This is a genomic window from Streptomyces sp. NBC_00385 (assembly GCF_035917155.1).
Lineage (GTDB): Bacteria > Actinomycetota > Actinomycetes > Streptomycetales > Streptomycetaceae > Streptomyces > Streptomyces poriferorum.
In genome coordinates, this window is the sequence record NZ_CP107951.1 from 68,734 (window position 1) to 95,472 (window position 26,739).

Below are 26,739 nucleotides of genomic sequence, written 5' to 3' on the forward strand. Positions count from 1 at the left end.
GCCGGGGCCCCGGTGGCAGGCGCCGAGCGCCTGCCGCGGGGCCCCATGGCCGGTCAGCCGTTGGCGAGGAGCTGGAGCGTGTCGATGACACGGTTCGAGAAGCCCCACTCGTTGTCGTACCAGGCGACGACCTTGATGTGCCGGCCCTCGACACGGGTGAGCTCCGAGTCGAAGATCGACGAGGCCGGGTTGCCCGTGATGTCGGACGAGACGAGGGCGTCCTCGGAGTACTCCAGGACCCCGGCGAGCGGCCCGTCCGCCGCGGCGCGATACGCCGCCAGGACGTCCTCGCGCGACACGTCGCGGGCCACCGTCGTGTTGAGCTCGACGATCGAACCGACCGGTACGGGGACGCGGATCGAGTCGCCCGACAGCTTGCCTTCGAGGTTCGGCAGCACATGGCCGATCGCCTTGGCGGCACCGGTCGTGGTCGGCACGATGTTCACACCGGCGGCGCGGGCGCGGCGGGGGTCGCGGTGCGGGCCGTCCTGCAGGTTCTGCTCCTGCGTGTAGGCGTGCACCGTCGTCATGAAACCGTGCTCGATGCCGGCGAGCTCGTCGAGGACCTTGGCCAGCGGCGCGAGCGCGTTGGTCGTGCACGAGGCGTTCGAGACGATCGTGTGCAGGGCCGGGTCGTACGCGTCGGTGTTGACCCCGAACGCGAGCGTCACATCGGCTCCGTCGGAGGGCGCGCTGACGAGCACCTTCTTCGCACCGGCGTCGATGTGGGCGCGGGCGGCCTTCGCCGACGTGAAGCGTCCGGTGGCCTCCAGCACGATGTCGACGTCGAGCGCGGCCCACGGGAGCTGTGCCGGATCGCGCTCGGCGACCACCTGGATGCGGCGGCCGTCGACGACGAGGACGTCCCCGTCGAGGGTCACCGGGCGCCCCAGCCTGCCGGACGTCGAGTCGTAGGCGAGCAGCCGCGCCAGAGCGGCGGGCTCGGTGAGGTCGTTGACGGCGACGACTTCGAGGTCGCTGTCGCGCTCCAGCAGTGCGCGCAGCACGTTGCGTCCGATGCGGCCGAATCCGTTGATGGCGATGCGAGTCATGGGGTGTCCCTTCGTCCCTGCGGTTCGTCATCAAGGTTCGCTCGCCGCACCCCGGTCGTGGCAGCGGCGTGAGCGCCACGGTTCGAAAGGATCGCGCCACCACGTGCCGGGCTACTCGGCCCGGGCGAAGGTGCGCCGGTACTCGCTCGGGGTGGTGCCCAGGATGCGCTGGAAGTGGAGCCTCAGATTGGTCCCCGTCCCGAGTCCGGTCTCGGCGGCGATCTGCTCGATGCTCTGCTCGGAGCGCTCCAGCAGTTCGCGGGCCATATCGATGCGGGCCCGCATGACCCACTGCATCGGGGTGTAGCCGGTGTCCTCGACGAAGCGGCGCGAGAGCGTGCGCGGCGAGACCGCCGCGTGCCGGGCCAGCGCGTCGAGGGTGAGCGGCTCACCGAGGCGGTGCAGGGCCCACTCCCGGGTGGCGGCGAAGCGTTCCCCGAGGGGCTCGGGCACGCTGCGCGGCACGTACTGCGCCTGACCGCCGCTGCGGTAGGGCGCCGCCACCAGCCGCCGGGCCGCGTGATTGGCGGCGGCCACGCCGAGGTCGCCACGCAGGATGTGCAGGCACAGGTCGATGCCGGATGCGGCACCCGCCGAGGTCAGGACGCTGCCCTCGTCGACGAACAGGACGTTCTCGTCGACCTGGACGAGGGGGTGCTTCGCCGCGAGCGCCCGCGCGTAGTGCCAGTGTGTCGTCGCGCGCCTGCCGTCGAGCAGGCCCGTGGCGGCGAGGGCGAAGGCACCCGTCGAGATGGCCGCGAGCCGTGCGCCACGGTCGTGGGCGGCGACGAGCGCGTCGACGACGGACTGCGGCGGGTCGTCGCGGTCCGGGAACCGGTAACCGGGGATGAAGACGATGTCGGCCCATTCCAGCGCGTCCAGACCGTCGGCGACGTGGTACGACAGCCCGTCGCCGCCGGTCACGAGCCCGGGCGCCGCGCCGCACACCCGTACCTCGTACGGCATGCTCGCGCGCGTCGTGAACACCTGCGCGGGGATCCCGACATCGAGCGGTTTCGCGCCCTCCAGGACGAGGACGGCGGTGCGGTGGAGACGGGAGGCTGACACGGGACTCAGGGTACGAGGGACCCGGCCGCGCCGGTGCACAGGCCGTGGCCCGTCGGCGCGGCCGGATCCCTCGCCGGTGCTCAGCCCGCGAACCGGGCCATCCACGCCTCGACGTCGCCGGCCGAGCGCGGCAGGCCGGCCGACAGGTTCTCGTGGCCGTCGGCGGTCACGAGCAGGTCGTCCTCGATCCGGACGCCGATACCGCGCCACTCCTCGGGGACGGTGAGGTCGTCGGGCTGGAAGTACAGACCGGGCTCGACCGTGAGCACCATGCCCGGCTCCAGGGCGCCGCCGACGTACTCCTCGTTCCTGGCCTGGGCACAGTCGTGCACGTCCAGGCCGAGCATGTGCCCGGTGCCCGCCATGGTGAAGCGGCGCTGGAGGCCGAGCTCGAAGGCGCGCTCGGCCGGGCCCTCGATGAAGCCCCACTCGACCAGCCGGACCGCGAGGTACCGCTGGGCCGCGTCGTGGAAGTCGCGGTACGCGGCGCCCGGCTTGACGGCCGCGAAGCCGGCTTCCTGGGCCTCGTACACCGCGTCGTAGACCTTGCGCTGCACGGGCGTGAACGTGCCGCTGATCGGCAGCGTGCGGGTGACGTCGGCGGTGTAGAGGGTGTGCGTCTCCACGCCGGCGTCGAACAGGAGCAGTTCTCCCGGGCGCACGGGGCCGTCGTTGTCCGTCCAGTGCATGATCGTGGCGTGGTCGCCCGCGGCACAGATGGTGCCGTAGCCCACGGCGTTGCCCTCCAGGCGGGCGCGGCGCAGGAAGGTGCCCTCGATCCACCGCTCGGACGAGGCCACGGCGCCGGAGAGCTCGCCGACGGCGTCGGTGAACCCGCGCACGGTGGAGTCCACCGCCTTGCGGAGCTCGCCGATCTCCCAGTCGTCCTTGACGAGGCGGAGGTCGCTGAGGGCCTCTTCGAGATCGGCGTCGAGCTCCTCGTCGGTGGTGACCGCGGCTTCCAGGACCGGGTCGACACCGCGCACGATCCGGGTCGGCACACCGGCTGCGGCCGCCAGGTCGCCGGCCGCGGTGCGGACGTCGCGGCAGGGCAGGCCGAGCACGCGCTCCGACTCGGCGAGGGAGCGTCGCCGGCCCATCCAGAGCTCCGCGGTGGGACCGGTCCAGAACTCGTCGTTGTCCCTGCTGTCCCGCGGCAGCTGGAAGCAGTAGGCGTCGTGGCCGCCGTCCGGGCGCGGTTCGAGGACGAGCGCGCCGTCCCGGGCGCGGTCTCCCGTCATGTGTGCGTAGGCCGAGTGCGGGCGGAAGGGATAGGTGTCGTCGTTGGAGCGGACCTTGAGGTTGCCCGAGGGGATCACGAGGCGTTCGCCGGGGAAGCGCGCGGAGAGCGCGGCGCGGCGGAGGGCGGCGTGCGGGGCCTGCTCGTCGGGCTGCAGGTCGTGCTGCTCGGTGTCGGCCCATCCGGTGCGCATCAGGGCGGACAGTTCCTCGGAGATCCCTGAGTAGAGACCGTTCTTTCGGCCTTTCGACACGTCATGCTCCTTCTTCGGGTTCTTCGGGACGGTTCCTCGGCGGCAGGGCCGAAGGGAGACCTCCGGACGTCCGCCTTCGCTGCCGCCGGCGGCTCTCGGACGGTATCCCGCGGGCCTGGCAGGTGGCGCCCAGTGCCGCCACTGGCACAGATCGGCCAGGGCGCGGGCGGAAGCGGTCGATAATGGCGGGTATGACGAACGTGAGACTCGGGGAGGCCCTTCGGCTTCTGGGCATCGGCCCGGCGGCGAGCGAGGTCTATCTGGCGTTGCTGGAACTGGCCCCCGCCCCGCTGGACGCGATCGGGTCCGCGGCCGGCCTCGGCCGTGCGGAGGTCACCACGGCGTACGCGGCGCTGGTGGACGCCGGTCTGGCCAGTGCCGCCGAGGAGGGCGAGGACGTGGTGGCCCCGGTGCCGCCCGCCGCGGGGCTCGAGGTGCTGGCCCGGCACCGCGCGGCCGAGGTCGAGGAGTCCCGCATCGCGGTCGGGGGCGCGTTCGACTCGTTCCGGCGGCAGCGGCTCGCCGCGTACAACGACCATCTCGTCGAGGTCGTGACCGGGGACGCCGTCGGCCCGAGGATCCGGCAGGCCTGGGCGAGTGCCCGGGACCAGATCCGGCAGTTCGAGTCACCCCCGTACTTCCCGCTGCCCGGGGCGACGGACGACGCGCTGGCCACCCTGGCCCGCGGGGTGACGCAGCGTGTCGTGTACTCGCGGGCGTCACTGGAGCATCCGGGACATCTGCAGGACGTCATCGAGCCGTGCGTCAAGGCCGGGGAGCAGGCCAGGGTGCTGGCGTCGGTACCGGTCAAGCTCGTGATCATCGACGACGCGTACGCGCTCGTGTCGTTGTCGATCAAGGAGGCGGACGTGCACAACACGATGCTGGTCGTGCAGCCCTGCGGTCTGCTCTCGGCGCTCGTGGCACTGTTCGAGCAGTCCTGGCAGAACGCCCTGCCGTTCCACGGCAGGGCGACCCGGCCGGGCGGGCTGCCACCCGCCGACCGCCGGCTCCTGTGGCTCCTCGCCGGCGGCGCGAGCGACGACGTGATCGCCCGCGAACTGGGCATCAGCCGCCGGACGCTGTTCCGCCGCCTGTCGGTCCTGATGGCGCGACTGGGTGCCGCGAACCGGTTCCAGATGGCGTTGCAGGCGCAGCGCTCGGGGTGGCTGTGAGCGGGGCGGTCCCTCGGGTGGGGACGGCCGGGGCCCGTGTGCGGGCCCCGGCCGCGGCCGTCGCCGGTCAGACCAGGCCGGCCTTCGGCTGGGCCGGGTCTTCGAGGAAACCGCCGGACTGGTGCTGCCACAGCTTGGCGTAGGCACCCTCCGACGCGAGCAGTTCGTGGTGCGTGCCCTGCTCGATGATCCGCCCGCGGTCCAGGACCACGAGCCGGTCCATGGTGGCGACCGTACTCAGGCGATGCGCCACCACGAGCGCCGTTCGCCCGTCCATGAGCCGCCACAGCGCCTCCTGGACGAGGATCTCGCTCTCCGAGTCCAGGGCGCTCGTCGCCTCGTCCAGCAGCAGGATCGGCGCGTCGCGCAGGATCGCCCGGGCCAGGGCGACGCGCTGGCGCTGTCCGCCGGACAGCTTCACGCCCCGCTCCCCCACCATCGTGCCGAATCCCTCGGGCAGGGCGTCGGCGAACTCGGTGACATGGGCGGCCTTGGCCGCGCGACGGATCTCGGCGTCGGTGGCGTCGGGCCGGGCGAACGCGATGTTGTCCCGCAGCGTGCGGTGGAACATCGCCGGGTCCTGCGGTACGTAGGCGATCATGCTGCGCAGGTCCGCCTGGCGCATTCTGCTGATGTCCTGACCGCCGATCAGGATCCTGCCGTCGTCGATGTCCGTCATCCGCAGCAGCAGTCGGCTGAGCGTGGTCTTGCCTCCGCCCGACCGGCCGACGAGGCCGATCTTCGCACCGCTGTGCACGGCCAGGTCGAGGGACTCGAAGAGCGGCGGCGCTCCCGCGTGGGCGAAGGTCACCTGCTCGAAGCGGACATCGGCGGCCCGGGAACGCAGTGGCTCAGGCGACTCCGGGTCACGCAGGGCGGGCGGCGTCAGCAGGAGTTCGGTGAACTGGGCGGCCTCCGTCATCGAGCTTTCCAGCCGGCGGTAGATCTGGTTGAACTCGAACATGATGCGGGTCGCGTTGGAGTAGTACATGAAGGCGACGACCACCGCCTCCACGCCGTTGCCGCCTCCGCTGAGGGCGACGGCGAGCAGCAGGCCCAAGGCGTTGGTGAGCACGGACATCGGCGCGACCAGCGTGTCGATGCGGAGGTTTCCGTAGTCCCAGGAACGCAGGGTGAGCCGCCGCGACTCCGCGACGCGGGAGCGGTGCTCGGCGGCCTCCCGCTCCTCGGCGGCGAACGCCCGGACGGTGTCCATGTTCATCAGGCTGTCGGCCACATGTCCGGACACCCGGGCGATGGCCTCCTCGCGCTTTCCGACGAGAGCCTGCCGGCGGCGGATGAGCGGTGCCGCGCACAGCGCCGTGACGGCGATCATCGTCAACAGGACGACGACGAGGAGTGGTTCGTACCGCCACAGCACCACCGATCCGAAGATCAGCGGCACGAAGCTGCCCACGACGGAGAACGTCAGCGTGTCGACGAACTCCTCGAAGCGGGAGGCGAAGCTCAGCACCCGCTTGGTCAGCGACCCGGCGAAGTTGTCGTGGAAGAACGCGGTGTCCTTGGCGTAGAGCTCGTCCATGCCCTGCACGTACAGGTGCTCGATGCCGAGGGCGTCGAGGCGGTTGAGGAAGTGCACTCCGACGCGCCAGCAGATCTCCGCGAGGAGCAGCACGCCGGCGAAGGCGAGGACGTAGGGGAGCATCGAGCCGATGTCGTCGTCTCCGTCACCGGCGAGGTGACCGACGAGCTTCGCGACGACGAGCGGGGCGATGTAGCTGATGCCGATGTTGCCCAGTGCGGGCATCAGCATCGCGGGTAAGGTCAGCCGTTTTCGGCGGGTCAGTTCCCTTCCGTAGTAACGAAGTGCGAGGAGCACGGAGCCCCTGCCCGGCGCTTCGTGCGATTCAGGCGATCCCATAACAACCTTGTGTGGTCGTGCGGCCGCCCGCCACGTTCTGCTGCGGGAGGAGGCGCTTGCCCCACCGGCCGCGCGGAGCTTCGGTTTCGAGTGGAGTGCCCTCGCCGGGGTGGTCCTGCGGCACACGGCGCGCGGCGGTGTTCCGGGTGAGTACGAGAAGGAGTCGGGCGAGGGGCTCCAGTGTCCCGCCGTCGCACCTACCGAGTCCAAGCGTTTTTTCCGGCCTGCGGTCAACCGATGACTTCTCGGACCGGATTCGGTCTTCCGTGCGACAGCCGCCAGGTGGGCCCGCCGAGTGAATCCGAGGAAGCATGTCCGCCAGCCCTGCCGACGCCGACGCCGCAGTGAAGTCGACGACCGTGTCGCGCGACGGCACGACCATCGCGTTCGAACTTCTCCACCACCGAGGTCCCCTGGGCCGGGTAGCCGTCGCGCACGGCGCGGGTGGCGCCGGGACGACCGCCGGCCGGGGGCACGAGCCGGAGCCGGGGGACTCTGCCGGGCCCAGGGCTGGCTAAGGGCTGTCCCGCCCTTAGGCTGCCGGTCATGAATCCGGCCATGACCAGCGGTGCGACCCCTGAGCCCGTCGTCCTCGACGCCTCGGCGTTGAGTTCCGACCCGGAGCTGGAGGTCCGGTTCGCGGAGTCCGCCCACCGGATCCTGGCGGACCTGGTGAGCGGAGGTGCCGCGCTCGGCTGGGTCGACCCTCCCTCACGGGATGAGGTGGCGGAACTTCTCGGCCACGTCATCTCCGCCACTCAGGCCGGGGACGCGTCCCTGCGTGCCGCGTACCTCTGCGGTCGGCTTGTCGGTCTGGGGTACTGGCTCCGCTACGCCCGGCCGACCCATCGGCCCCACGCCGACCTGGAGAAGATCGCGGTCGATGCTGCCGCCCACGGCGGTGGCGTCGGCCGGGCGCTGACCACTGCCTTGATCGCTGACGCCCGGGAAGCGGGGATCGAGGTCCTCACCCTGGATGCCCGTGGCGACAACACCGGCGCCCTGCACCTCTACCGCTCGCTGGGCTTCACCGAATACGGCCGCCTGCCCGGCTTCGTCGCCGTCGGTGAACTCCGCTACGACAAGGTCTTCTGCATGCTGGACCTGCGCCGGCAGGGTTGACCAGCGGCGGTGGACGCGGCATTCCGGGCCTTCGGCAGGAGCGACGCCGGCAGCAGCCCGAGCGCGGCGAGAGCGGCCAGGACCAGCAGGGCCGTATCCATGACGGGGCCTGACGCGGGCAGCCCCGCGCCGGGAAGCAGGGCGGCGGACGGATGCGGCGGCATCGTGCCGGCGGCCACGGCGATGCCGAGCGTCGGGCCGACGTTCATGGCGGTCTGCTTGAGTCCGCCGACAACCCCCGCGTAGCCCGGTGGCGTGTCGCCGACGACGGTGCCGGTGGCGGTGACCATGACGACGGCGAAGCCGGCACCGAGTACGGCGAACGTCGCGCTCCACCACGCCCATGGACTGGCCGGGCCGAGCGCGGACAGGCCCACGATGGCCAGTACGACAAGAGCCTGCCCTGTGATCGCGGCGCGTCGGGCGCCGTACCGGCGGAGCATCGCGTGGGCGGCAGGCGCGCCGAGGACCATCAGCACGGTCAGCGGAAGAACGCGCAGGCCGGTGGTGAGCGGGTCGAGCCCCAGGCTGTTCTGCAGGACGAAGGTGGACACGAACAGCGCGCCGGACATCCCGCCCGACGTGACCAGCAGGATCGCCATCGAGGCGACCACCGGCACCGACCGCGCCACGGCATACGGCACGAAGTGGTGCGCGCTGCGGCGTTCACGCAGGACGAGCCCCACCGAGAGACACACGACGAGAACAAGTCCGAGGAGCGACTGCGGTGCGGCCCAGCCGTACTCCGGAACACCGGCCAGGCTGTGGACCAGCACGGCGAGAACCGCTGCGAAGAGCGCCGCGGTGACGAGGTCGGCCCTCCCGCCGCGGACACGTGGCGTCTCCGGCACCCGCACCGCCAGGGTGAGTGCGGCGATGGCGAGCGCGACGGGAACGTTGACCAGGAAGACGGCCCGCCAGCCCAGATGCGCGACGAGCAAGCCCCCGAGCAGCGGACCGGTCCCCGCCGCCACCCCGATCGCGCTGGTCCGAAGGGCGACCGCCGCGCCGAGCCGGTCGGGCGGGTACACGAGCCTCAGCAGGGCGAGCGTGGCCGGTTGCAGGAGCGCGCCGAACACGCCCTGGGCGATGCGCAGGGCGATCACCCAGCCGGCTCCCGGGGCGAAGGCGATGCCCGCCGACGCCGCCCCGAAGCCGAGCACGCCGGCGAACAGGAGGCGCCGGTGGCCGTACCTGTCCCCCAGGCGCCCCGCGATGACGAGGAACGCGGCCACGGCCACGGCCAGGAGGTAGCCGGTACTGGTCCACTGAACCTGTGTCACGGTCGCCCCGAGATCACGTTGCAGGTCGGGCTGTGCCACGAGCAGCACGGTGCCGTCCAGCGCGACGATCATCGCTCCGGCCACGGCGGCCAGGAGCGCGATGCGAGGCCGCCCGGCCGCCCCCGTCACGCGTTCACCGGGCCGAGATGGGCGTCGAGCACCACCATGAGGAGACCGTCGACCGGGTCGTCACCGGGAGCGGCCTCCGGGGAGGCGGCGTCCAGGGCGAGTTGCAGACTGCCCCACGCCCCCAGCTGGGCGACGCCGTGCAGATTGGTCCACAGGGCCGCCGCGATGACAGCGGGAGGCGCGGTGGGCCCGGCCGCCACGCGCTCAGCCGTGTGGCGCGACACCAGCTCGACGAAGTGCGAGAACAGCGGGAGGGTCGACTCGCGCAGCGGAGGCAGGTCGGCCGGCTGCGTCTCGCCGCTGTACAGCAGGTCATGACGGAACATCAGCTCGAACATGCCTCGGTGCTCCGAGGCGTAGCGGAGATAGGCCCGTGCGAGCGCCTGTAGCCGGTCCCGCGGCGACGCGTCCTCGTCCGCTGCCGCCTCGAACCGGGAGGCGAGGTCCGCGAAGCCCCGTCGCGCGATCGCCGAGAGCAGGGCGTGGTGCGTCGGGAAGTAGCGGCGTGGCGCCCCGTGGGAGACCCCCGCGCGGCGGGCGATCTCGCGCAGCCCGAGGGAAGCGGGTCCGTCGGTCATGACGATGTCCACGCCGACGTCGATCAGCCGTTCCCGCAGAGACCTTTCACGTTCCATGTAGACAGTGTCTACCAGCAAGTGGTAGACACTGTCTACACCGGACTGCCCCATCGGCCCGGAGACCCCCCGGCGGCACGATGGGGCGCGGCCCGGTCAGTCCTTGCTCGCCCCCTGCCACGTCAGCCCCCAGCCGTACTCCAGATCCGCGGCCTGCTGCTTGAAGATGCCGGGCGGCGGCAACAGGTACTTCGCCTCCCGACGGACCATCAGCTCCCCGCCGTTGTTCTCGATCAGCGCGATCGCGGCCACCTGGGACGGAACGGTGCATTCGTCGAGGAGCATCTCGATCGGCGGGCCGACGGGCGGATACAACGTGGCGACGCCGTGCAGCCCCGCGAAGCTCGACGCCCCGGCGTAGATGACCACGAACACCAGAAGACGCTTGATCTCGGCGGCGTGATCGAGGTTGATCATCAGGTTCTCGCCGGTGTCACTCGTGCCCGTCCGGTCGTCCTGGTCGAGTTGGACGTACGGCGGCTGATCGAACGAGCCGAACTGGTTGTTGATGGGGTGGACGATCCCCGTCGCCCCGTTCCGGAGCTCCCACAGACAGGAGAGGTCCAGGTCGACGTCCTCCAGCCGGACGGCCTCCTCCCCCTTCCTCATCCAGCCACGCGGTGGCCGGCGGGCGCTCCACGAGAGGTTGACCCGCATCCCTCCCGAGGTCGCACCCTGCTTGGTCAACGACACCGAAGGCGCCGTCCTCGTCAGTGTGATCTTCGAAAGACGCACCGGCTGGACGGGAACGGGTGGAGGCGGAGCAAGTGGCGCGGGAGCGGCCGGCCGAGGCACCGTCACCGGCGGGGGTGCGGCCGGCCGCGGCAGGGACACCGGCGCGGGCGGCGTGGGCTCGTCGACACTGATCCCGAAATCGGTCGCGAGCCCCGCCAGGCCGGAGTCGTACCCCTGACCCACCGCCCGGAACTTCCAGGCGCCGTTGCGCCGGTACAGCTCCCCGAGCACGAACGCGGTCTCCGTCGTGGCGTCCGTGGCGTCGAACCGCGCCGTCTCGGCGCCGCTCACCGCGTCGAGCACGCGCACGAACAGTCCGGGCACCCGGCCGAACGTACCCTCCGTGGACGCCGCGACCACGACGGTCCCGATCTCCTGCTCCACCGCCGAGAGGGCGACGTCGATCGTCTCGACCGCACCGCCACCGTCCTGGCGCCTTCCTTCATGGCGGACGGCTCCGCCGGGGTGAACTGGCTGGTTGTAGAAAACGAAGTCGTCGTCGGAGCGCACCTTGCCGGCCGCCGTCAGCAGGAGTGCCGACACGTCCACATCAGGAACGCCGGGGCCCTCGCGCCACCCGAGCTCCACCCGCACACGGGCACTCCGCACCGGCGTGTTGGCACCCTTGCGCAACGACATGGAAGTCCCTCCCCGTGACCTTTCCGACTTTCGCAGCGTACGAAACTTCACCTCCTCCTCCGCCCCGAATTCCGTAATTACCTCTGTTCCAGGGGAAGTTGTGATCCCGGAAGACCCGGGGCCGGCCGACGTCGGCCGTCTCCAGCGGCCGGATGCGTACCGGCGGGAATAAACGGCATGGATGACGATCATCCATAGAATCGATTTCCCTGATCATGGCCTGCTGGGACAGATTGGTCGCATCGCAATCAGGAGGACTTGTTCGTGAAACCTGAATCCGCGTCCGCGCTGTTCGCCGGACCGTTCGCCCTCGCCACGCTGTCGGAACCGGACGGAGCGCGATTCCCCGCGCTCGTCACGGCGGACGCCCGGGTACTCGACCTGCGCGCGGCCTTCGGCGACCCCCGTCTGACCGTCCGCGGGCTGCTGGACATCTGGGACACTGCCGCGCCCCGACTTGCCGCGCTGGCCGCACCGGCCGACGACGGCCCGGAGTTCCGGCCCTTGGCCGGCTTCCGGGTCCACGCTCCGGTCGAGCCGCGTCAGGTGTTCCAGTCCGGCGCCAACTACCGGCAGCACGTCATCGACCTGCACGTCGCGCACGGTGACCCCGCCGACGGCCGGTCCGAACAGGAGCGGCGCGCCGAGGCTGCGGAGATCATGGACCGCCGGGCGGCCGAGGACCTGCCGTACGTCTTCATCGGTCTGCCGAGCGCGATCACGGGCCCGTACGACGACGTCACGCTTCCCTCATGGGCCGAGAAGCCCGACTGGGAGCTGGAGGTGGCGGTGGTCATCGGCCGGACCGCCCACCAGGTGTCCGAGGAGGAGGCGCTGGAGTACGTCGCCGGGTACACGATCGCCAACGACCTGACCGACCGTGCCACGGTCTTCCGCCGCGACATGCCGCAGATCGGAACGGACTGGCTGCGCAGCAAGAACGCGCCCGGCTTCACCCCGCTCGGCCCCTGGATCGTGCCCAGCGCGTCGGTCGCCGACCCCGGCGGCCTGCAGCTCGTACTGAAGCTGAACGGCGAGACCATGCAGGACGAGTCCACGGCGGACATGATCTTCGACGTGGCACGCATGGTGTCGTACGCCTCGCAGAGCGCCCGGCTGCTGCCCGGGGATGTGGTCCTGACCGGTTCCCCGGCCGGCAACGGCATGCACTGGGGCCGGCTGCTGCGCGACGGGGACGTCATGGACGGCTCCGTCACGGGTCTCGGCACCCAGCGCACGCGCTGTGTCGCGGAGGACGCCTCGTGACCTTCGACCGCCACGACCCCGAGGGTTCGATCGCCCGGGCCGCGAAGGCCTGCTCCAACTGGGGCCGTTGGGGCGAGGACGACGTACTGGGCACCCTCAACTTCCTCGACGCGGCCAAGCGCCGCGAAGGCGCCGCGCTCGTACGGCGGGGCACCAGCTTCTCCCTCTCCCAGCGGTTCGACATGGACGGGCCGCAGAAGGGGTGGCGTCGGCGTACCAACCCGGTGCACACGATGCTCGACACCGGCACCGACGCGGCCCTCGGGCTCCAGGGCTTCCCGCACGGTCTCGGGGGTGCCGACGACGTCATCACGATGCCGCTGCAGTGCTCCACGCAGTGGGACGGGCTCGGCCACATCTTCGACCACGGCAAGGCGTGGAACGGCAGGCCGGCCGGCAAGGTCGTCACCTCCGAGGGAGACCTGGTCACCGGCATCGAGCACATGGCCCCGCACGTCGCCGGCCGCGGCGTACTGCTGGACGTGGGCCGTGCCTTCGGGGACGGCGGCGAACTGCCCGACGGCTTCGCGATCACGGGGGAACACCTGACGGGGACCGCCGAGGCCCAAGGTGTCGAAGTCGGCCGCGGTGACATCGTCCTGGTCCGCACCGGGCAGCTCAGCCGGGTCCGCCGCGAGGGCTGGGGCGACTACGCCGGCGGTCCCGCCCCCGGGCTGTCGTTCACCACCGCCGGCTGGCTGCACGGCAGCGAGATCGCCGCCGTCGCCACTGACACCTGGGGCTTCGAGGTCCGGCCCAACGAGTTCGAGCACGCCTTCCAGCCGCTGCACCAGGTCGCCATCCCCCACATCGGGCTGCTGATCGGTGAGATGTGGGACCTGGACGCGCTCGCGGAGGACTGCGCGGCCGATGGCGTGTACGCGTTCTGGCTCACCGCCGCACCCCTCCCGATCACCGGCGCCGTCGGATCGCCCGTCAACCCGATCGCTGTCAAGTAGCCTCAGGAACAAGGGAGTTCTCCATGAATCAAGCCCGCAACGAGGCCCGTCCGGTCCTCGTGATCGGGGGCGGCGCGGCCGGAAACGCCGTCACGCTCCTGCTGCGCCGCGCCGGTGTCGAGGTGCACCTGATCGAGGCCAGGGACGACTGGAACGCCGCCGCCGGATCGGGCATCACCCTCCAGGGCAACGCCCTGCGGGTGCTGCGCGAGCTGGGCGTGTGGGAGCAGGTCGAGGCGTCCGGCTACGGCTTCGGGTCGGTCGGTATCACGGCACCCGACGGGACCGTGCTCCATGTCCAGGACGACATCCGCAGCGGCGGCGACGACCTTCCCGCAACCGTCGGCATGCAGCGGCCTCAGCTCCAGCGCATCCTGATCGAGGCCGTGCGCACGAGCGGCGCGTCCGTCCGCCTGGGCGTCACCGCCGAGATCCTGGACCAGGAAGCCGACGGTGTCCACGTCCGCTTCAGCGATGGTTCCGACGGCCGGTACGACCTGGTGATCGCCGCGGACGGGCTGGGCTCCAGCACGCGCTCCGCGCTCGGTATCACGGCCGAGCCCGAGCCGACCGGCATGGCCATCTGGCGGATCGCCGCCCCCCGCCCGGCCGGTGTGACCCGCACCGACCTCGCCTACGGCGGACCGGCGTACATCGCCGGATACTGCCCCACCAGCGACAGCACCCTGTACGCCTACGTCGTCGAGGCCAACCGCGACCGCGCCTCGATCCCGCCGGAGTCGTACGCGGACGAGATGCGCCGGCTGGCCTCCGCCTACGGCGGCTTCTGGCCGGAGATCACCCGGCACATCACCGACCCGGCCGAGGTCAACTACACCTGGTTCGACCGGATGCTGGTCGAGGGGTCCTGGCATCGCGGCCGGGTCGTGCTCATCGGCGACGCGGCGCACTGCTGCCCGCCCACCCTCGCCCAGGGCGCCGCCCTGTCGCTGGAGGATGCGTGGGTCCTCGCGCAGTCGCTGACCGGGGCGGACACCTGGGACGACGCCCTGTTCCAGGAGTACTACGAGCGACGGATCGCCCGGGTCCGCCCGGTGGTCGAAGCGTCCGTGCAGATCGGGCAGTGGCAGCTGGACGGGGTACGCGACGCAGACGTACCCGGCCTGATGGGCCGCACCATGACGATGCTCCGGGAGCTGCCGTGACCGTGCCCACCGTCGATGTGCACGCGCACCTCCTGCTCCCCGGTATCGAGGCCCTGGTGGCCGGTCTGCCCGGCCTGGCCGAAGCCGGGCGACTCGACGCCCGGCGCAACGGTGCCGAGGCCCTCGCCGTGAACGGGCCGATGGTCCGCGCACGCATCCCGGCGATGACGGACGTCGCCGTGCGCCTCGCGGCGATGGACCGGCAGGGAGTCGATGTACAGCTGGTCAGCCCGTCTCCTTCGCACTACCACTACTGGGCGGACGAGCAGACCGCGGAGAAGGTCTGGAGGCTGGCCAACGAGGCCACCGCGGCACACTGCGCGGCGGCTCCGGACCGGCTGCGCGGGCTTGGCCTCGTGCCGCTCCAGCACCCGGACCTGGCCGTCGAAGCCCTCGACGACGCCCTGGGACACGGGCTGCTCGGGGTGGAGATCTCCAGTCACGCACCGGGGCGCGAGCTGTCCGACCCGGCGTACGAACCGCTGTGGGCCCGGGCGGAGGAGAGCGGCGCGGTGCTGTTCCTGCACCCCTTCGGGTGCACGCTCGATGAGCGCCTGGACCGGTGGTACCTGTCCAACACCGTCGGCCAGCCCACGGAGAACGCGGTCGCGCTCTCCCATCTCATCTTCTCCGGGGTGCTCGACCGCCACCCGGGGCTGAAGGTGATCGCGGCCCACGGCGGCGGCTATCTGCCCACCCACATCGGACGCTCCGACCACGCCTGGTCCACGCGCTCCGACGCGGGAGCCGGCTGCGCCCACCTGCCCAGCAGCTACCTCAGGCGCCTGTACTTCGACTCACTCGTCCATGACCCGCACGTGCTGCGCGAGTTGGTCCGTGCCGCCGGGGCCGACCGGGTGCTCCTCGGCTCGGACTTCCCGTTCGACATGGGCAGCGAGGACCCGGTCGGCGCGCTGCGCGCCGCACGGCTCACCGATTCCGATTTCCACGCCGTCCGGGGCGGCAATGCCGCCGCCCTCCTCCGGAAGGACTGACCTCATGCGCCTGCTCACTCATCTGCGCCACGTGGACCTGGCCGTACCCGACTACGACAAGCAGCTCGACTTCTACGCCGGGGTGTGGGGCCTGACCAAGGTCGCCGAGGACTCCGGGATCTCGTTCCTCGCCGCCGAGGGCTCCCCCGAGAGTTACGTCGTACGGCTGCGCAGGGCCGAGGAGAAGCGTCTCGACCTCGTCTCCTACGGCGCCGCGAACCCGGCCGACGTGGACACCCTCGCCGAGCGGCTGCTCGCCGGCGGCGTGGAGCTGGTCAGCCGGCCCGGAAAGGTGGACACCCCGGGCGGCGGGTACGGCTTCCGCTTCTTCGACGTCGACGGCCGCACCATCGAGGTCTCCGCCGATGTCGACGTCCGGCAGCACAGGAAGATCGAGGAGAAGGAGGCCATCCCGGTCAAGCTGTCCCACGTCGTCCTCAACTCCCCCGACCTGAACCGCACTCGGGCGTGGTACGAGCGGCACCTCGGCTTCGCGCTCTCCGACACGCTCAGTTCCCCGCACATGGGCGAGGTCATGCACTTCATGCGGATCAGCAACCAGCACCACTCGATGGCCATCGCCCAGGGCCCGCACACCGCCCTGCACCACGTCTCCTTCGAGATGCGCGGCATCGACGAGTACATGCGCGGCTCCGGCCGGGTCATGCGGGCCGGTTTCAAGAAGATCTGGGGCCCCGGCCGGCACCTGGCGGGCGACAACACCTTCACGTACTTCCTCGACCCGCACGGAAACACCGTGGAGTACACGACGGAGCTGGAGAATCTCGACGAGGACACCTGGCACCCGCACGTCTACGACTTCTCCAGGCCCGAGGTCACCGACCAGTGGGGCACCGCCAACGCGATGAACGAGATCGTCGCCAAGGAGTCCTTCAACGACCCCGACCGCGGTGTGTTCGTCGCCCCGCCCGTCTGATCCCCCCGCCCCTGTCCTCCAGGAGCCCTGTCATGCGTTTCGCCTCCTACGAGCATCAGCACCGCCACCGAGTGGCCGTCGTGGAGGAGGACGGCACCCTCTTCCCGCTGCCGGGCGTCTCCTCGCTCACCGCGCTGCTCCGGGAGACCGACGGCCTTCCCGGACTGCTTGCCGCGGGTGCGGCGGCACTCGACGCGCCGGCGGGTCCGCAGGTGTCGCAGGTGCGGCTGCTTCCGCCCCTCCAGCCCTCCTCCATACGGGACTTCGTGACGTTCGAGGAGCACGTCGAGGGGGTACGCCGGTCCGTCGACGGCGTGGCGGGCGTGCCCGAGCAGTGGTACGCGGCGCCGACGTTCTACTTCACCAATCCGCACGCGGTCTACGGCCCCGGCCAGGACGTGCCCGTGCCTCCCGGCTCGGCGGTCCTGGACTTCGAACTCGAGGTCGGTGCGGTCATCGGCCGGGAGGGCCGTGACCTCACCCCGGAGCAGGCCCGCGACCACATCGTCGGGTACACGGTCTTCAACGACTGGTCCGCACGCGACCTGCAGTCGGCGGAGATGAAGGTCGGCCTCGGTCCCTGCAAGGGCAAGGACACCGCGACCACCCTGGGGCCCTACCTGGTCACCGCCGACGAACTGGAGCCGTTCCGGGACGTGGACGGCTTCCTGCGTCTGGCGCTCACCGCGGAGATCAACGGTGTGACGGTCGGCACGGACCTGCTGTCCAACATGAGCTGGACGTTCGAGGAGATGACCGCCTACGCGTCCCGCGGCACCCGTGTCGTGCCGGGCGACGTCCTCGGGTCGGGGACCTGCGGCAACGGCGGCTGCCTCGCGGAACTCTGGGGCCTGCGCGGCGAGCGGACGCCGCCTCCCCTGCGACCGGGTGACACCGTCAGCCTGACCGTCGAGGGCCTCTCCACACTCACCAGCACCGTCGTCCCCGGTACGGTGCCCCACCCCCTGCCGGCAGGCCGGCGCCGGGGCCGGGAACGGCCGGGAGACGGATACTGACGTCATGACACCCGGGCCGGGCCCGGTGACAGCTCACGTGAGCGAGGGCGGAGCCACGGGCGCCCGGCGCGTCGTCCCCGTTCACCGGGACGACTTCTTCCGCCCCGTCGACCGCCCGCCGCGGCCGTTCCGTGCCTTCCTCGACGACTTCACGGCCACCATGGCCTTCCTGATCGCAAGGCCGCACCCGAGGGGGTCGCCCTGGCTCTGCCCGTGCTGGGCCACCGGGCCGGCTCAGGCCCCTGTTTCGCGGGCATCACGCCCCGGGGCGGCTCGCACCACCGTGCCGCAGCACTTCGCCGAGTGCCGCCACCCCCTCGGCGATGTCCGAGGGTGTGCTCGCCGCGTAGCCGAGGACCAGTCCCGGGCGGTGGGGCCGCTGGCTGTGCCACGACAAGGGGTGCACCTTCACGTCACGGTCCAGCGCCATGGCCGCGATCTCCGTGTCGGCGAACTCGGCGTCGAAGGTGATCGTCAGGTGCAGACCGGCCGCGGCGCCGTGCACGGTCGCGCTCGGCAGGTGGGCGCCGATGGCTTCGATCATGGCGTCCCTGCGGTGGCGGTGATGCCTGCGCAGGTGGCGCAGTTGGCGTTCCATCGCACCTGATTCCATGAACCGGGCCAGTACGAGTTGCGGCAGGGCGGCGTTGCCGAGGTCGGCGAAGCGTTTGGCGTCCACCAGCGCTTCGCGGTACTTCGGCGGGGCGAGCACCCATCCGATGCGCAGGGCCGGTGCGAGGAGCTTCGAGACGCTTCCGGCGTAGAAGACGTTCTCGGGCAGCACGGACCGCAGTGCGGGCACCGGTGTCCGGTCGTAGCGGTGCTCGGCATCGTAGTCGTCCTCGATGATCAGTCCGCCGTGTTCGCGGGCCCAGCACGTCAGTTCGCTGCGCCGGCTGCCCCGGAGGACGACGCCGGTGGGGAACTGGTGGGCGGGTGTGAGGAGTACGGCCGGCGCACCCGTGGCGCGCAGCTCATCGACGCGTACGCCTTCGGAGTCGACTGCTACGGGCGGGGTGTCCAGCCGGCAGTTGTGCAGATGCTGACGGGCTCCGAGGGAACCGGGATCCTCCACGGCTATCGCGGAGATGCCGTCGTCGCGCAGCACCCGTCCGAGGAGCGTGAGCGTCTGGGCGGTGCCCGCGACGATGAGGACCTCGTCGGGGTCCGCCCTGATGCCGCGGTTCCGGGCGATCCAGTGGGCGATGGCCAGGCGAAGCGCCGGCGTGCCGCGTGGGTCTCCGTACCCGAGGTCGGATGCCGCGAGGTGGTCGAGGACACGGCGTTCGGTACGCAGCCACGCCGCTCGCGGGAACGCGGCGAGGTCGGGGAGCCCCGGGGAGAGGTCGATGCGCGCCCGGGCCCTGCGCATCGTGTCGAAGATCTCCGTGCCGGGCGCCGCGGTGAACACGGAACGCGGTGACGGCGGACCGGCCGGTATGGCGGAACCGGTCGCCCTCGTCACCGGCGCGGGGGCACCGACAACGATCGTTCCGTTCCGTCCCCGTCCGTCCAAGTGCCCGTCCTCGACCAGGCGTTGGTACGCCTCGGTGACCACGCCGCGCGATACGCCCAGTTCACCGGCCAGGACCCTGGTGGCCGGCAGCCTGCTGCCCACCGGCAGGCGGCCGTCCGCCAGAGCGCGCCGGATCTGCCGGGCCAGCCAGTCGGACTTCCCGCCTCCCGGGGCCTCGTCGATGGCCAGATGAAGGAAGTCGGCCCCGGGCGTTATGGCCCCACCGGGAGCATCCTCATTGGATCTGTTCATCGGACCATTGTGGGCACAGAGTGGGGCCATGAACACAGCCACGACCCCTTCCGCCCCTGTGCCGGCGGGCGACTACGTGCACGGCTACTCGCCGCGGGAGGGACGGCGGTTGGGCGACCAGGCGGACGTACTGGCCCAGTTGCTGCACGCCGGCACGGCCTACCCCGCGGGCAGCCGGGTGCTGGAGCTCGGATGCGGGATCGGCGCCCAGACCGTCCATCTGCTCCGGTCGAGCCCCCGGGCGCACATTGTCGCGGTCGACCGGTCCGAGGAGTCCCTCGCGCGGGCCCGCACCCGTGTCGCAGGGTCTGCGCCAAACGCCCAGGTGGAGTGGCGCAGCGCCGACGTGTACGACCTGCCCTTCGCCGACGCGGAGTTCGACCATGTCTTCGTGTGCTTCGTCCTGGAACACCTGGCGGATCCCCGGCGGGCACTGACCGGACTGCGGCGTGTGCTGCGGCCCGGAGGCACCATCACGGTGATCGAGGGGGACCACGGCTCGGCGTTCTTCCACCCCGACAGCGCGTTGGCCCGCGCCGCGATCGACTGCCAGGTTCGCCTCCAGGCGTCGGCCGGAGGTGACGCGCAGCTCGGCCGGCGGGTCCAGCCGCTGCTGGCCGGCGCCGGATTCGACGAGGTCGCGGTCCGCCCGCTCACCGTCTATGCCGACGGAACCCTGCCCGCCCTGGTCGAAGGCTTCACCCGCAACACCTTCATCGCCATGATCGCGTCCGTCCGTGACAAGGCGTTGGCCGCTTCACTCACCACCACCGCCGAGTGGGAGCAGGGGATCGCCGACCTGCGCCGCACCGCCGAGCACGACGGAACGTTCCACTACACGTTCTTCAAAGGCGTCGCCGTGAATCCACCGTCCCGGGACGGGAACTGACCGGACCGGGATACCGGATCAAGGGCGGGGGTGCGGACGTTCCGCGGCCGGCCATGCGGTGTCGTCGATGGTCAGGAACGGCTCACCGGCCACGGCCACCGGTGTGAGTCCGGTGAAGGCCATGACATCCCGGTGCAGGTGGGACTGGTCGAAGTAGCCGCCCTCTGCAGCGACTTGAACAGCCCCTTCACCTGCGACCAGCCGGTGGGCGGCATGGTCGAATCGGACCAGCTGGGCGGCACGTTTGGGCGGCATGCCGAGCTGCGCGTGGAACCGCGACCACAGTCGCTTGCGGCTCCATCCGAGCTCGCCGGCCAGCGCGCCGATCCGGACGAGACCTCGGCCGGCGACGATCCGGTCCCAGGCATGGGCCACCTCGGGATCCACCGGTGACCGCGCGTCGCTTCGTCGGGCCAGCAACGCGTCCGTCAACGCGAAGCGCTCCTCCCACGAGGAGGCTTCGCCCAACTGCTCACGAATCCTTGCCGCGTCCCGGCCCCACAGGTCGTCGAGGACCACCATCGCACCGGCCACGTCAACCGGGGACACGCCAAGAACCGCGCGTGCGACCACCGGGGACAGGCGCACCTGCACGCACTCCACCCGCGTGCCCCACGCCCGTACCGCACCTCCGTCGCCGAACCCTGGCCCGGCGACGACACTCCCCCGGTGCCGCCGCCCTGCGCCGTCGTCCACGACGGCCCGGCACGCACCGACCTCGAGGACCAGCATCACGGCCGGACGCGGGACCACCCGCAGGCCGCCCGCCAGCCGGCCGGGGACACCGAAGCCGGCCATGTCCGCCCCGGCGACCCTGCCGGGCCGCCGGGGACGTGCGACATCCCAGGCGGCCGGGTCGCCGCCTTCACTCCCGGTCGGCGTCATGGGCAGATGCTACGCGGACCGGGGCGGTCACGGGCGGGGCTCAGGCACCGCCGGAGCCCCGCCGGGGTCAGCTGGTGGGGAAGTTGTCGGGGGTGCTGATCCTGCTCTTGAGCAGCGTCCCCGATTCGGTCAGCACGCCACTGCTGCTGTAGTCACTGCCGTCGCAGGTGCCGGGCTGGAGCGCCGCGCTGCTCTCGGGAGCGTCCGAGTAGGTCCAGTTCGCGTAGCCGATCTTGAGCTGGTCGAGGAGGTCCAGCCAGGCCGTGGTGCTCGCCCGGTCCAGCGCCCCGCCACCCGTGGCACTCACCGTTCCGAACTCGGTCACGAAAAGGGGCAGTTGGGAGGACGCCCGGCTCACCGCGGCACGGTAGGAGTCCTTGTGGCTCGCGGCGTAGAAATGGAACGCGTACATGATGTTGGTGGCGTTGACGGGGTTGCTGACGACCTCGCTCTCACTGGAGCCGTCCGACACTCCCAGGGACGACCAGCCGCGGGTCCCGACGATGACGACCGCGTCCGGGTCGGCGGCACGGATCACCGGGATGACCTGCTCGGCATAGTTCTTGATGCCCGTCCAGCTCACACCGTTCGGCTCGTTGGCGATCTCGTAGATCACGTTCTTCTTGCCGGCGTTGCGGGCCGCGACGGAGGCGAAGAACGTCTTGGCGCGGTCGAGGTTGTAGTTCGGGTCGCCCGGCGTCAGGGTGTGGAAGTCGATCAGCGCGTACATGCCCCGCGCCTCGGCCATGTCGACCAGGCCGTTCACACGGCTGGTGAATCCCGCGGGGTCGGTCTCGTAACCGTCCTCCTGCACATACATGGCGACGCGCAGCAGGTCCGCCTTCCAGTCGTTGGCCAGCGCGTCCACGGATGCGTTGTTGTAGCACTGACTGAACCACTGGATGCCGTGCGTGCTCATGCCCCGCAGCTGTACGGGACGGTCGTACTGATTGCACAGGTGGACGCCGCAGACGTGGACCTGCCCGTTGATGCCCACGGGGGTGCCGTCGTCACCCGGCTCGGGGTCGGGGTCGGGTGACGGGGTCCCGTCGACGGAGCCGGTGCAGGCGACGCCGTTGAGCTTGAACGCCGTCGGCTTCGGGTTGGCACCCGTGAAGGAACCCACCAGCCCCACGTCAGCCGTCGCGCCCGTGTTCAGGGTGCGGTTCCAGTCGATGCCGACGGCGGTGACCGTGGAACCGGACTGCGACCAGGTGGCGTTCCACCCCTGGACGAGCTTCTGCCCCGCGTCCGGCATGGCGATGTCGAGCGTCCAGCCGGAGACCGGTGCACCCAGGTTGGTGACCTTCACACCGGCCTGGAAGCCGCCCTGCCACTGGCTGGTGACCGTGTAGTCGACCTTGCATCCGGCGGCAGCCACCGCCTGGGGGCCGTACAGGGCCGTGAGGCCCAGGATCGTCGCGCAGGTCGCCAGTAGAGCCAGAAGGCGTTTCACAGCAGTCCTCCTCGTACGAAGGGGAAACGGCGGGTCGGGAGCGCTCCCGAAGAGCGTCGGCCGCAGAACGCCGGTCCCGCTGATGGATGGAAACGGCCTCGACATGGGCCGGGTCGGCCAGTAGTCGTCGCGCGGTCATCCCGCAGGCCCGATCGCTCCGAGACGTCGAGTCCGGTGGGACGCAACGGAGTTGGGAGCGCTCCCAATCTCGGGGGACGTGAGACGCGCCGTCAAGCCGTTGGACAGGATTCGCCACCGTTGCCGCCTTCACGGACGGCAGACCTCGCCCCGCGATCACCGGAGCCCTGCGGGAATGCGAGCCGCGCGGACGGGATGCGACGCGGGAGCCGGGCAGCTGCGGCCGCACCGGCGATCACGGAAGCGAGCAGCGCTTCCTCTCAAGTCCCCACCGTCCCGCCATCGTTGCGCGGACTCCCTCTTCTCCGCCATTATCCGGGCCGGACACCCTCCGGGCCGTAAGATCGGATCTCTTGGGGGTGGGAGCATGCTGAAGCGAGGTTCCGGCACACCGACGCTGGAGGAAGTGGCCGCGCTTGCCGGAGTGGGGCGGGGCACGGTCTCCCGGGTGATCAACAACGCGTCGGGCGTCAAGGCGTCCACACGCCGTGCCGTGCAGCGCGCCATCGACGAACTGGACTACGTCCCCAACCTCGCCGCGCGCTCACTGGCCGGCCGGCGCGCGGACGCCGTCGCACTGGTGATGACGAAGACGGACTGGCGGCTGTTCGGCGAACCGTTCTTCTCGGAGGTCGTACGTGCGGTCGGGGACGCCCTGACCGAGGCGGACGTGCAACTGCTGCTCACGCTCGTCCGCACGGACGCCGAGCGGCAGCGGCTCGTGAAGTACGTGCGCGGCGGGCGGATCGACGGGGCGCTGCTCATGTCCGTGCGCGCCGAGGACCGGCTGCCGGACATGCTCGCCGACGCCGGACTTCCCACGGTGCTGCTCGGCCGACGCTCGGACGAGGAACGGGTGACCTATGTGGACGCGGACAACGTGGGCGGCGCGCGGGCCGCGGTCGCCCATCTGACGCGCGGCGGACGGAAGTCCATCGCCGCGATCACGGGCCCGCCCGAGATGTACGCCTCCCGGTGCAGGCTGCGCGGCTACCGGGAGGCGCTGCGCGACGCCGGGCTCGACGAGGTGCAGTCCCTGGTCGTACAGGGGGACTTCAGCGAGGTCAGCGGACGGCGGGCGATGACCGGGCTCATCAAGCGGCACCCGGAGGTCGACGGCGTCTTCGCCTCGTCGGACAGCATGGCCGCCGGGGCGGTGACCGCCCTGCACACGGCGGGGCGCCGGGTCCCGCAGGATGTGGCGGTGATCGGCTTCGACGACTTCGAGCTGGCCGAGCAGACCGAACCGCGGCTGACGACGGTCCGCCAGCCGATGGAGGAGATCGGCCGGACCATGGTGCGGCTGCTGCTGGAGGAGATGGACCAGCCGCAGGTCGCGTGGCGCCATGTGATCCTGCGGACGCAGCTGGTGGTGCGCGAGTCGGCCTGAGGCCTCTCGCACACCACGGCGGCGGCCCTGACCACCGGGCCCGCGACCGGTACGTCCCGAGCGGCGGCGACCGGCTCAGGGAGCGCTCCCAGAGCAACGGAGCGCCGCGCAACCCCCGTTGCGTCGGTGCTCCCCAACGCGCCCCCCTGGCCTGCCGCTTCGGAATCCGTTCCACGCATTCCGTCCGATGGGTTGTCAGGGACACGGCGACGCTCTTACAGTCCCCTACTAACCAAGCATGGGAGCGCTCCCACCCATGGCAGGCCGGTTGCGTGCTTCCGTGACCGCACCGACCACGGACCACCACGGCCGCACCCGCACCCCATCAACACCCCGCAGGAGACAGACCCCACCGGAAGACAACCCCCGCACAGGCACAGGAGACACCATGACCCGAAGCAGGAAACAACTTGCCTCCCTGGCAACGGTGCTCGCGACGCTGTTCGGCGCCATCGCCCTGGCCTTATTCGGCCAGGGCAACGCGCAGGCGCACGGTGTGACGATGACGCCGGGCTCGCGCACCTATCTCTGCTGGCTGGACGCCAAGACCAGCACCGGATCCCTGGACCCGACCAACCCGGCGTGCAAGGCCGCACTCAACGAGAGCGGCCCGAACTCGCTGTACAACTGGTTCGCCGTACTCGACTCCAACGCCGGTGGACGGGGGGCGGGTTACGTCCCGGACGGGAAGCTGTGCAGCGCCGGTGACCGGTCGCCGTACGACTTCACCGGATACAACGCCGCGCGCTCCGACTGGCCCCGGACGCACCTGACGTCCGGGAACACGATCCAGGTCCAGCACAGCAACTGGGCGGCGCATCCGGGCTCCTTCCGGGTGTACCTGTCGAAGCCCGGCTACTCGCCGAGCACCGAACTGGGCTGGGACGACCTGGAGCTGATCGACACCGTCACCAACCCGCCCGCGACGGGCTCACCGGGTACCGACGGAGGTCACTACTACTGGGACACGGCCCTGCCTTCGGGCCGCTCCGGTGACGCGGTGATGTTCATCCAGTGGGTGCGCTCGGACAGCCAGGAGAACTTCTTCTCCTGCTCCGACGTCGTCTTCGACGGCGGCAACGGTGAGGTGACCGGCATCCGCGGCTCGGGCAGCACGCCGACTCCGGACCCGACCGACCCGACTCCGACCCCCACACCGACCGACCCGCACACCGGGTGCATGGCCGTCTACAGCGTCACCAGCTCCTGGGGCGGCGGCTTCCAGGGGTCCGTCGAGGTCATGAACCACGGCACGACGGCGCTCAATGGCTGGGCCGTGCAGTGGACACCCGGCGCGGGAACCACCATCAGCAGTGCGTGGAACGGTGCGCTGACCACGGGGTCCGACGGCGCGCTCACGGTCAGGAACGTCGACTACAACCGGACCGTCCCACCGGACGGCAGCGTCACCTTCGGGTTCACGGCGACATCGACCGGCAACAACTTCCCGGTCGGCTCGATCGGCTGCGTCAACCCGTAGCGGACGATGCGCGCGGTGCCGGTTCCCGCAACGTGCGGGGCCGGCACCGTCGTACGGCCAGGACCCGGGCGACCTTCCCCTCGGCTCGGTATCGATACGGGATCCGGGCGTGGCCGGTCAGGCCGCCTCTGCGGGGATCCGCGCCGTGCGCAGGACGTGTTCACCGGGCCCCAGCGGAAGGGGGGCGCGGCCCGGGAGTTCGGCGGTCGCCGTGCAGCCGTCCGGCACCGTGATGCGGGCCGTCATGCCGGTGGCGGCGAGTTCCCAGGACAGTGACGCGGTGCCGTAGGGCGTCTCGTGGCGCGTCGTGGCCCAGGTGATGCCACCGCCGGGGCGAGGACGGAAGGCGATGCTCCGGTAGCCGGGGGCGGTGATACCGCCGACGGTCCGGTGCAGCCAATCGGCGACGGCGCCGAGGGCGTAGTGGTTGAAGGAGGTCATGCCGCCCGGGTTGAGGGTGCCGTCGGGGCGCAGGCTGTCCCAGCGCGACGTCGGTGCGCCATGAGTCGAGCAGTCCGGAGCAGTCGTGGAGGAAGCTCGACGTGGGGGCGAAGACCTGGATGTATACGGTCCAGCCGAGGCGTTCGTCGCGCTGGGGGCAGTCGGTGGGCAGGTCGACGAAGTTGCCGCGCATGCTCCACACGACGTTCTCGTGCAGGCGGTTGACCAGGGGGTCACTGCACTCGAACCAACCGGTGCGGCGCATGTCGGTGGGGTGGACGCGCGCGGTGACCATGCCGGGCGTCAGTTGGCCGGGCCGACCAGTGATCTCGGCGTAGCGGAAACCGTGGAGGGTGAAGCGGGGCACCCAGGTGAGTGGTCCCGCCCCGGAAGGGATCAGGGTGTCGGTGGAGTGCGCCTCGCGCAGCGGGCGGGTGGCCGGTTCGCCGTCCTGGAGGACCTCGGCATGCCGGAGGGTGAGGGTGGTGCCGGCCGGGCCGTCGACGGTGGCACGGAGGCGGCCGACGAGATTCTGGATCACGGGTGCCCGTGCGGACGGCAGTCCGCTCCCCCGTGCCGGCGCGGGACGGCGTGGCCCAGTCGGGGTCGTGGAGGCGGGCGTCGAAGGTCTCCCCCTCGTACAGACCGCTGGTGAGAATCGGTCCGGGTGCGGCGGTACAGGTTCCGTCCGTGGCGACGAGGCGTGTGGTGCCGTCCTCGTACGTCATCTCCAGCTGCGG

At 71.1% G+C, this 26,739-nt stretch carries 23 protein-coding genes and 2 pseudogenes; 12 read left to right on the forward strand and 13 right to left on the reverse strand.

Features of this window, described 5'->3' with window-relative positions; all coding sequences use genetic code 11:
* Positions 1-53 precede the first annotated feature (53 nt).
* The 3 genes from gap to OG959_RS00310 form a co-directional block, all read right to left on the reverse strand.
* A complete protein-coding gene (gene gap, locus OG959_RS00300; RefSeq protein WP_219569391.1) occupies positions 54-1,052 on the reverse strand; it encodes a type I glyceraldehyde-3-phosphate dehydrogenase in 999 nt (332 codons plus the stop codon).
* A gap of 111 nt (positions 1,053-1,163) precedes the next feature.
* Entirely contained in the window at positions 1,164-2,120 is a 957-nt protein-coding gene (locus OG959_RS00305) for a GlxA family transcriptional regulator (protein ID WP_326655855.1), read from the reverse strand.
* Positions 2,121-2,200: 80 nt separating this feature from the next.
* Positions 2,201-3,613 (reverse strand): aminopeptidase P family protein, encoded by a 1,413-nt coding sequence (locus tag OG959_RS00310; RefSeq protein ID WP_326655856.1) that lies wholly within the window; start codon positions 3,611-3,613, stop codon positions 2,201-2,203.
* 191 nt (positions 3,614-3,804) lie between these two features.
* On the opposite strand from OG959_RS00310, the gene OG959_RS00315 reads away from it, so the two are divergent.
* Positions 3,805-4,788 carry a helix-turn-helix domain-containing protein gene (locus OG959_RS00315; RefSeq protein WP_326655858.1) on the forward strand — a complete coding sequence of 328 codons (984 nt, stop codon included), beginning with the start codon at positions 3,805-3,807 and terminating at the stop codon, positions 4,786-4,788.
* 67 nt (positions 4,789-4,855) lie between these two features.
* Here OG959_RS00315 and OG959_RS00320 read toward each other — a convergent pair whose 3' ends face one another.
* A complete protein-coding gene (locus OG959_RS00320; RefSeq protein WP_326655860.1) occupies positions 4,856-6,670 on the reverse strand; it encodes an ABC transporter ATP-binding protein in 1,815 nt (604 codons plus the stop codon).
* 311 nt (positions 6,671-6,981) lie between these two features.
* Between OG959_RS00320 and OG959_RS00325 the strand changes: the two genes are divergently transcribed.
* A complete protein-coding gene (locus OG959_RS00325; RefSeq protein ID WP_326655862.1) occupies positions 6,982-7,188 on the forward strand; it encodes a hypothetical protein in 207 nt (68 codons plus the stop codon).
* 28 nt (positions 7,189-7,216) lie between these two features.
* Positions 7,217-7,792, forward strand: coding sequence for a GNAT family N-acetyltransferase (locus OG959_RS00330; protein WP_442805520.1), 576 nt, complete (start codon positions 7,217-7,219; stop codon positions 7,790-7,792).
* Here the strand turns inward: OG959_RS00330 and OG959_RS00335 are convergent.
* The 3 genes from OG959_RS00335 to OG959_RS00345 all read right to left on the reverse strand — a co-directional run bounded on the left by OG959_RS00335 (position 7,747) and on the right by OG959_RS00345 (position 11,213).
* The gene (locus OG959_RS00335) at positions 7,747-9,204 is read right to left on the reverse strand and encodes an MFS transporter (protein WP_326655864.1); all 1,458 of its coding nucleotides are present in this window, start codon (positions 9,202-9,204) and stop codon (positions 7,747-7,749) included. The genes OG959_RS00330 and OG959_RS00335 overlap by 46 nt on opposite strands.
* Positions 9,201-9,839: a TetR/AcrR family transcriptional regulator gene (locus tag OG959_RS00340; RefSeq protein ID WP_326655866.1), complete on the reverse strand. Its 639-nt coding sequence runs from the start codon at positions 9,837-9,839 to the stop codon at positions 9,201-9,203. Before OG959_RS00340 ends, OG959_RS00335 begins: the two co-directional genes overlap by 4 nt.
* A 96-nt stretch (positions 9,840-9,935) precedes the next feature.
* Positions 9,936-11,213: a TerD family protein gene (locus OG959_RS00345; protein ID WP_326655868.1), complete on the reverse strand. Its 1,278-nt coding sequence runs from the start codon at positions 11,211-11,213 to the stop codon at positions 9,936-9,938.
* Positions 11,214-11,477: 264 nt separating this feature from the next.
* Here OG959_RS00345 and OG959_RS00350 point away from each other — a divergent pair, with 264 nt between their 5' ends.
* From OG959_RS00350 to OG959_RS00375, 6 genes are read left to right on the forward strand one after another with little or no spacing between them, the layout of a single operon-like run.
* On the forward strand, positions 11,478-12,479 hold the full coding sequence (locus tag OG959_RS00350; RefSeq protein WP_442805521.1) for a fumarylacetoacetate hydrolase family protein: 1,002 nt from the start codon (positions 11,478-11,480) through the stop codon (positions 12,477-12,479).
* Complete coding sequence (locus OG959_RS00355) at positions 12,476-13,438, forward strand: cyclase family protein (RefSeq protein WP_326655871.1); 963 nt, start codon at positions 12,476-12,478, stop codon at positions 13,436-13,438. Before OG959_RS00350 ends, OG959_RS00355 begins: the two co-directional genes overlap by 4 nt.
* A gap of 23 nt (positions 13,439-13,461) precedes the next feature.
* Positions 13,462-14,604: an FAD-dependent oxidoreductase gene (locus OG959_RS00360; protein ID WP_326655872.1), complete on the forward strand. Its 1,143-nt coding sequence runs from the start codon at positions 13,462-13,464 to the stop codon at positions 14,602-14,604.
* Positions 14,601-15,599, forward strand: a complete 999-nt coding sequence (locus OG959_RS00365) for an amidohydrolase family protein (RefSeq protein ID WP_326655874.1) — start codon at positions 14,601-14,603, stop codon at positions 15,597-15,599. Before OG959_RS00360 ends, OG959_RS00365 begins: the two co-directional genes overlap by 4 nt.
* A 4-nt stretch (positions 15,600-15,603) precedes the next feature.
* Positions 15,604-16,536: a VOC family protein gene (locus OG959_RS00370; protein WP_326655876.1), complete on the forward strand. Its 933-nt coding sequence runs from the start codon at positions 15,604-15,606 to the stop codon at positions 16,534-16,536.
* 32 nt (positions 16,537-16,568) lie between these two features.
* The gene (locus OG959_RS00375; RefSeq protein ID WP_326655878.1) at positions 16,569-17,552 is read left to right on the forward strand and encodes a fumarylacetoacetate hydrolase family protein; all 984 of its coding nucleotides are present in this window, start codon (positions 16,569-16,571) and stop codon (positions 17,550-17,552) included.
* Positions 17,553-17,808: 256 nt separating this feature from the next.
* Here the strand turns inward: OG959_RS00375 and pdxR are convergent, their stop codons facing one another.
* A complete protein-coding gene (pdxR, locus tag OG959_RS00380) occupies positions 17,809-19,320 on the reverse strand; it encodes a MocR-like pyridoxine biosynthesis transcription factor PdxR (protein ID WP_326655880.1) in 1,512 nt (503 codons plus the stop codon).
* 28 nt (positions 19,321-19,348) lie between these two features.
* On the opposite strand from pdxR, the gene OG959_RS00385 reads away from it, so the two are divergent.
* Complete coding sequence (locus OG959_RS00385) at positions 19,349-20,209, forward strand: methyltransferase domain-containing protein (RefSeq protein ID WP_326655882.1); 861 nt, start codon at positions 19,349-19,351, stop codon at positions 20,207-20,209.
* Positions 20,210-20,227: 18 nt separating this feature from the next.
* Here the strand turns inward: OG959_RS00385 and OG959_RS00390 are convergent, their stop codons facing one another.
* Together OG959_RS00390 and OG959_RS00395 are read right to left on the reverse strand one after the other, a co-directional pair.
* Positions 20,228-21,094: a helix-turn-helix domain-containing protein gene (locus OG959_RS00390; protein WP_326655884.1), complete on the reverse strand. Its 867-nt coding sequence runs from the start codon at positions 21,092-21,094 to the stop codon at positions 20,228-20,230.
* Positions 21,095-21,161: 67 nt separating this feature from the next.
* The gene (locus OG959_RS00395) at positions 21,162-22,550 is read right to left on the reverse strand and encodes a cellulase family glycosylhydrolase (protein WP_326655885.1); all 1,389 of its coding nucleotides are present in this window, start codon (positions 22,548-22,550) and stop codon (positions 21,162-21,164) included.
* A gap of 505 nt (positions 22,551-23,055) precedes the next feature.
* Here OG959_RS00395 and OG959_RS00400 point away from each other — a divergent pair.
* A complete protein-coding gene (locus tag OG959_RS00400; RefSeq protein ID WP_326655886.1) occupies positions 23,056-24,078 on the forward strand; it encodes a LacI family DNA-binding transcriptional regulator in 1,023 nt (340 codons plus the stop codon).
* Positions 24,079-24,466: 388 nt separating this feature from the next.
* The gene (locus OG959_RS00405; RefSeq protein WP_326655887.1) at positions 24,467-25,558 is read left to right on the forward strand and encodes a lytic polysaccharide monooxygenase; all 1,092 of its coding nucleotides are present in this window, start codon (positions 24,467-24,469) and stop codon (positions 25,556-25,558) included.
* A gap of 117 nt (positions 25,559-25,675) precedes the next feature.
* Here OG959_RS00405 and OG959_RS00410 read toward each other — a convergent pair whose 3' ends face one another.
* From OG959_RS00410 to OG959_RS00420, 3 genes and pseudogenes are all read right to left on the reverse strand, one after another.
* Positions 25,676-25,999 carry an alpha-L-rhamnosidase C-terminal domain-containing protein gene (locus OG959_RS00410; RefSeq protein WP_326655889.1) on the reverse strand — a complete coding sequence of 108 codons (324 nt, stop codon included), beginning with the start codon at positions 25,997-25,999 and terminating at the stop codon, positions 25,676-25,678.
* Positions 26,000-26,093: 94 nt separating this feature from the next.
* Positions 26,094-26,540: pseudogene (locus OG959_RS00415) on the reverse strand (family 78 glycoside hydrolase catalytic domain); the annotation flags it as partial.
* Between the two features lie 97 nt (positions 26,541-26,637).
* Positions 26,638-26,727, reverse strand: a pseudogene (locus tag OG959_RS00420) (hypothetical protein); the annotation flags it as partial.
* Between the last annotated feature and the right edge of the window lie 12 nt (positions 26,728-26,739).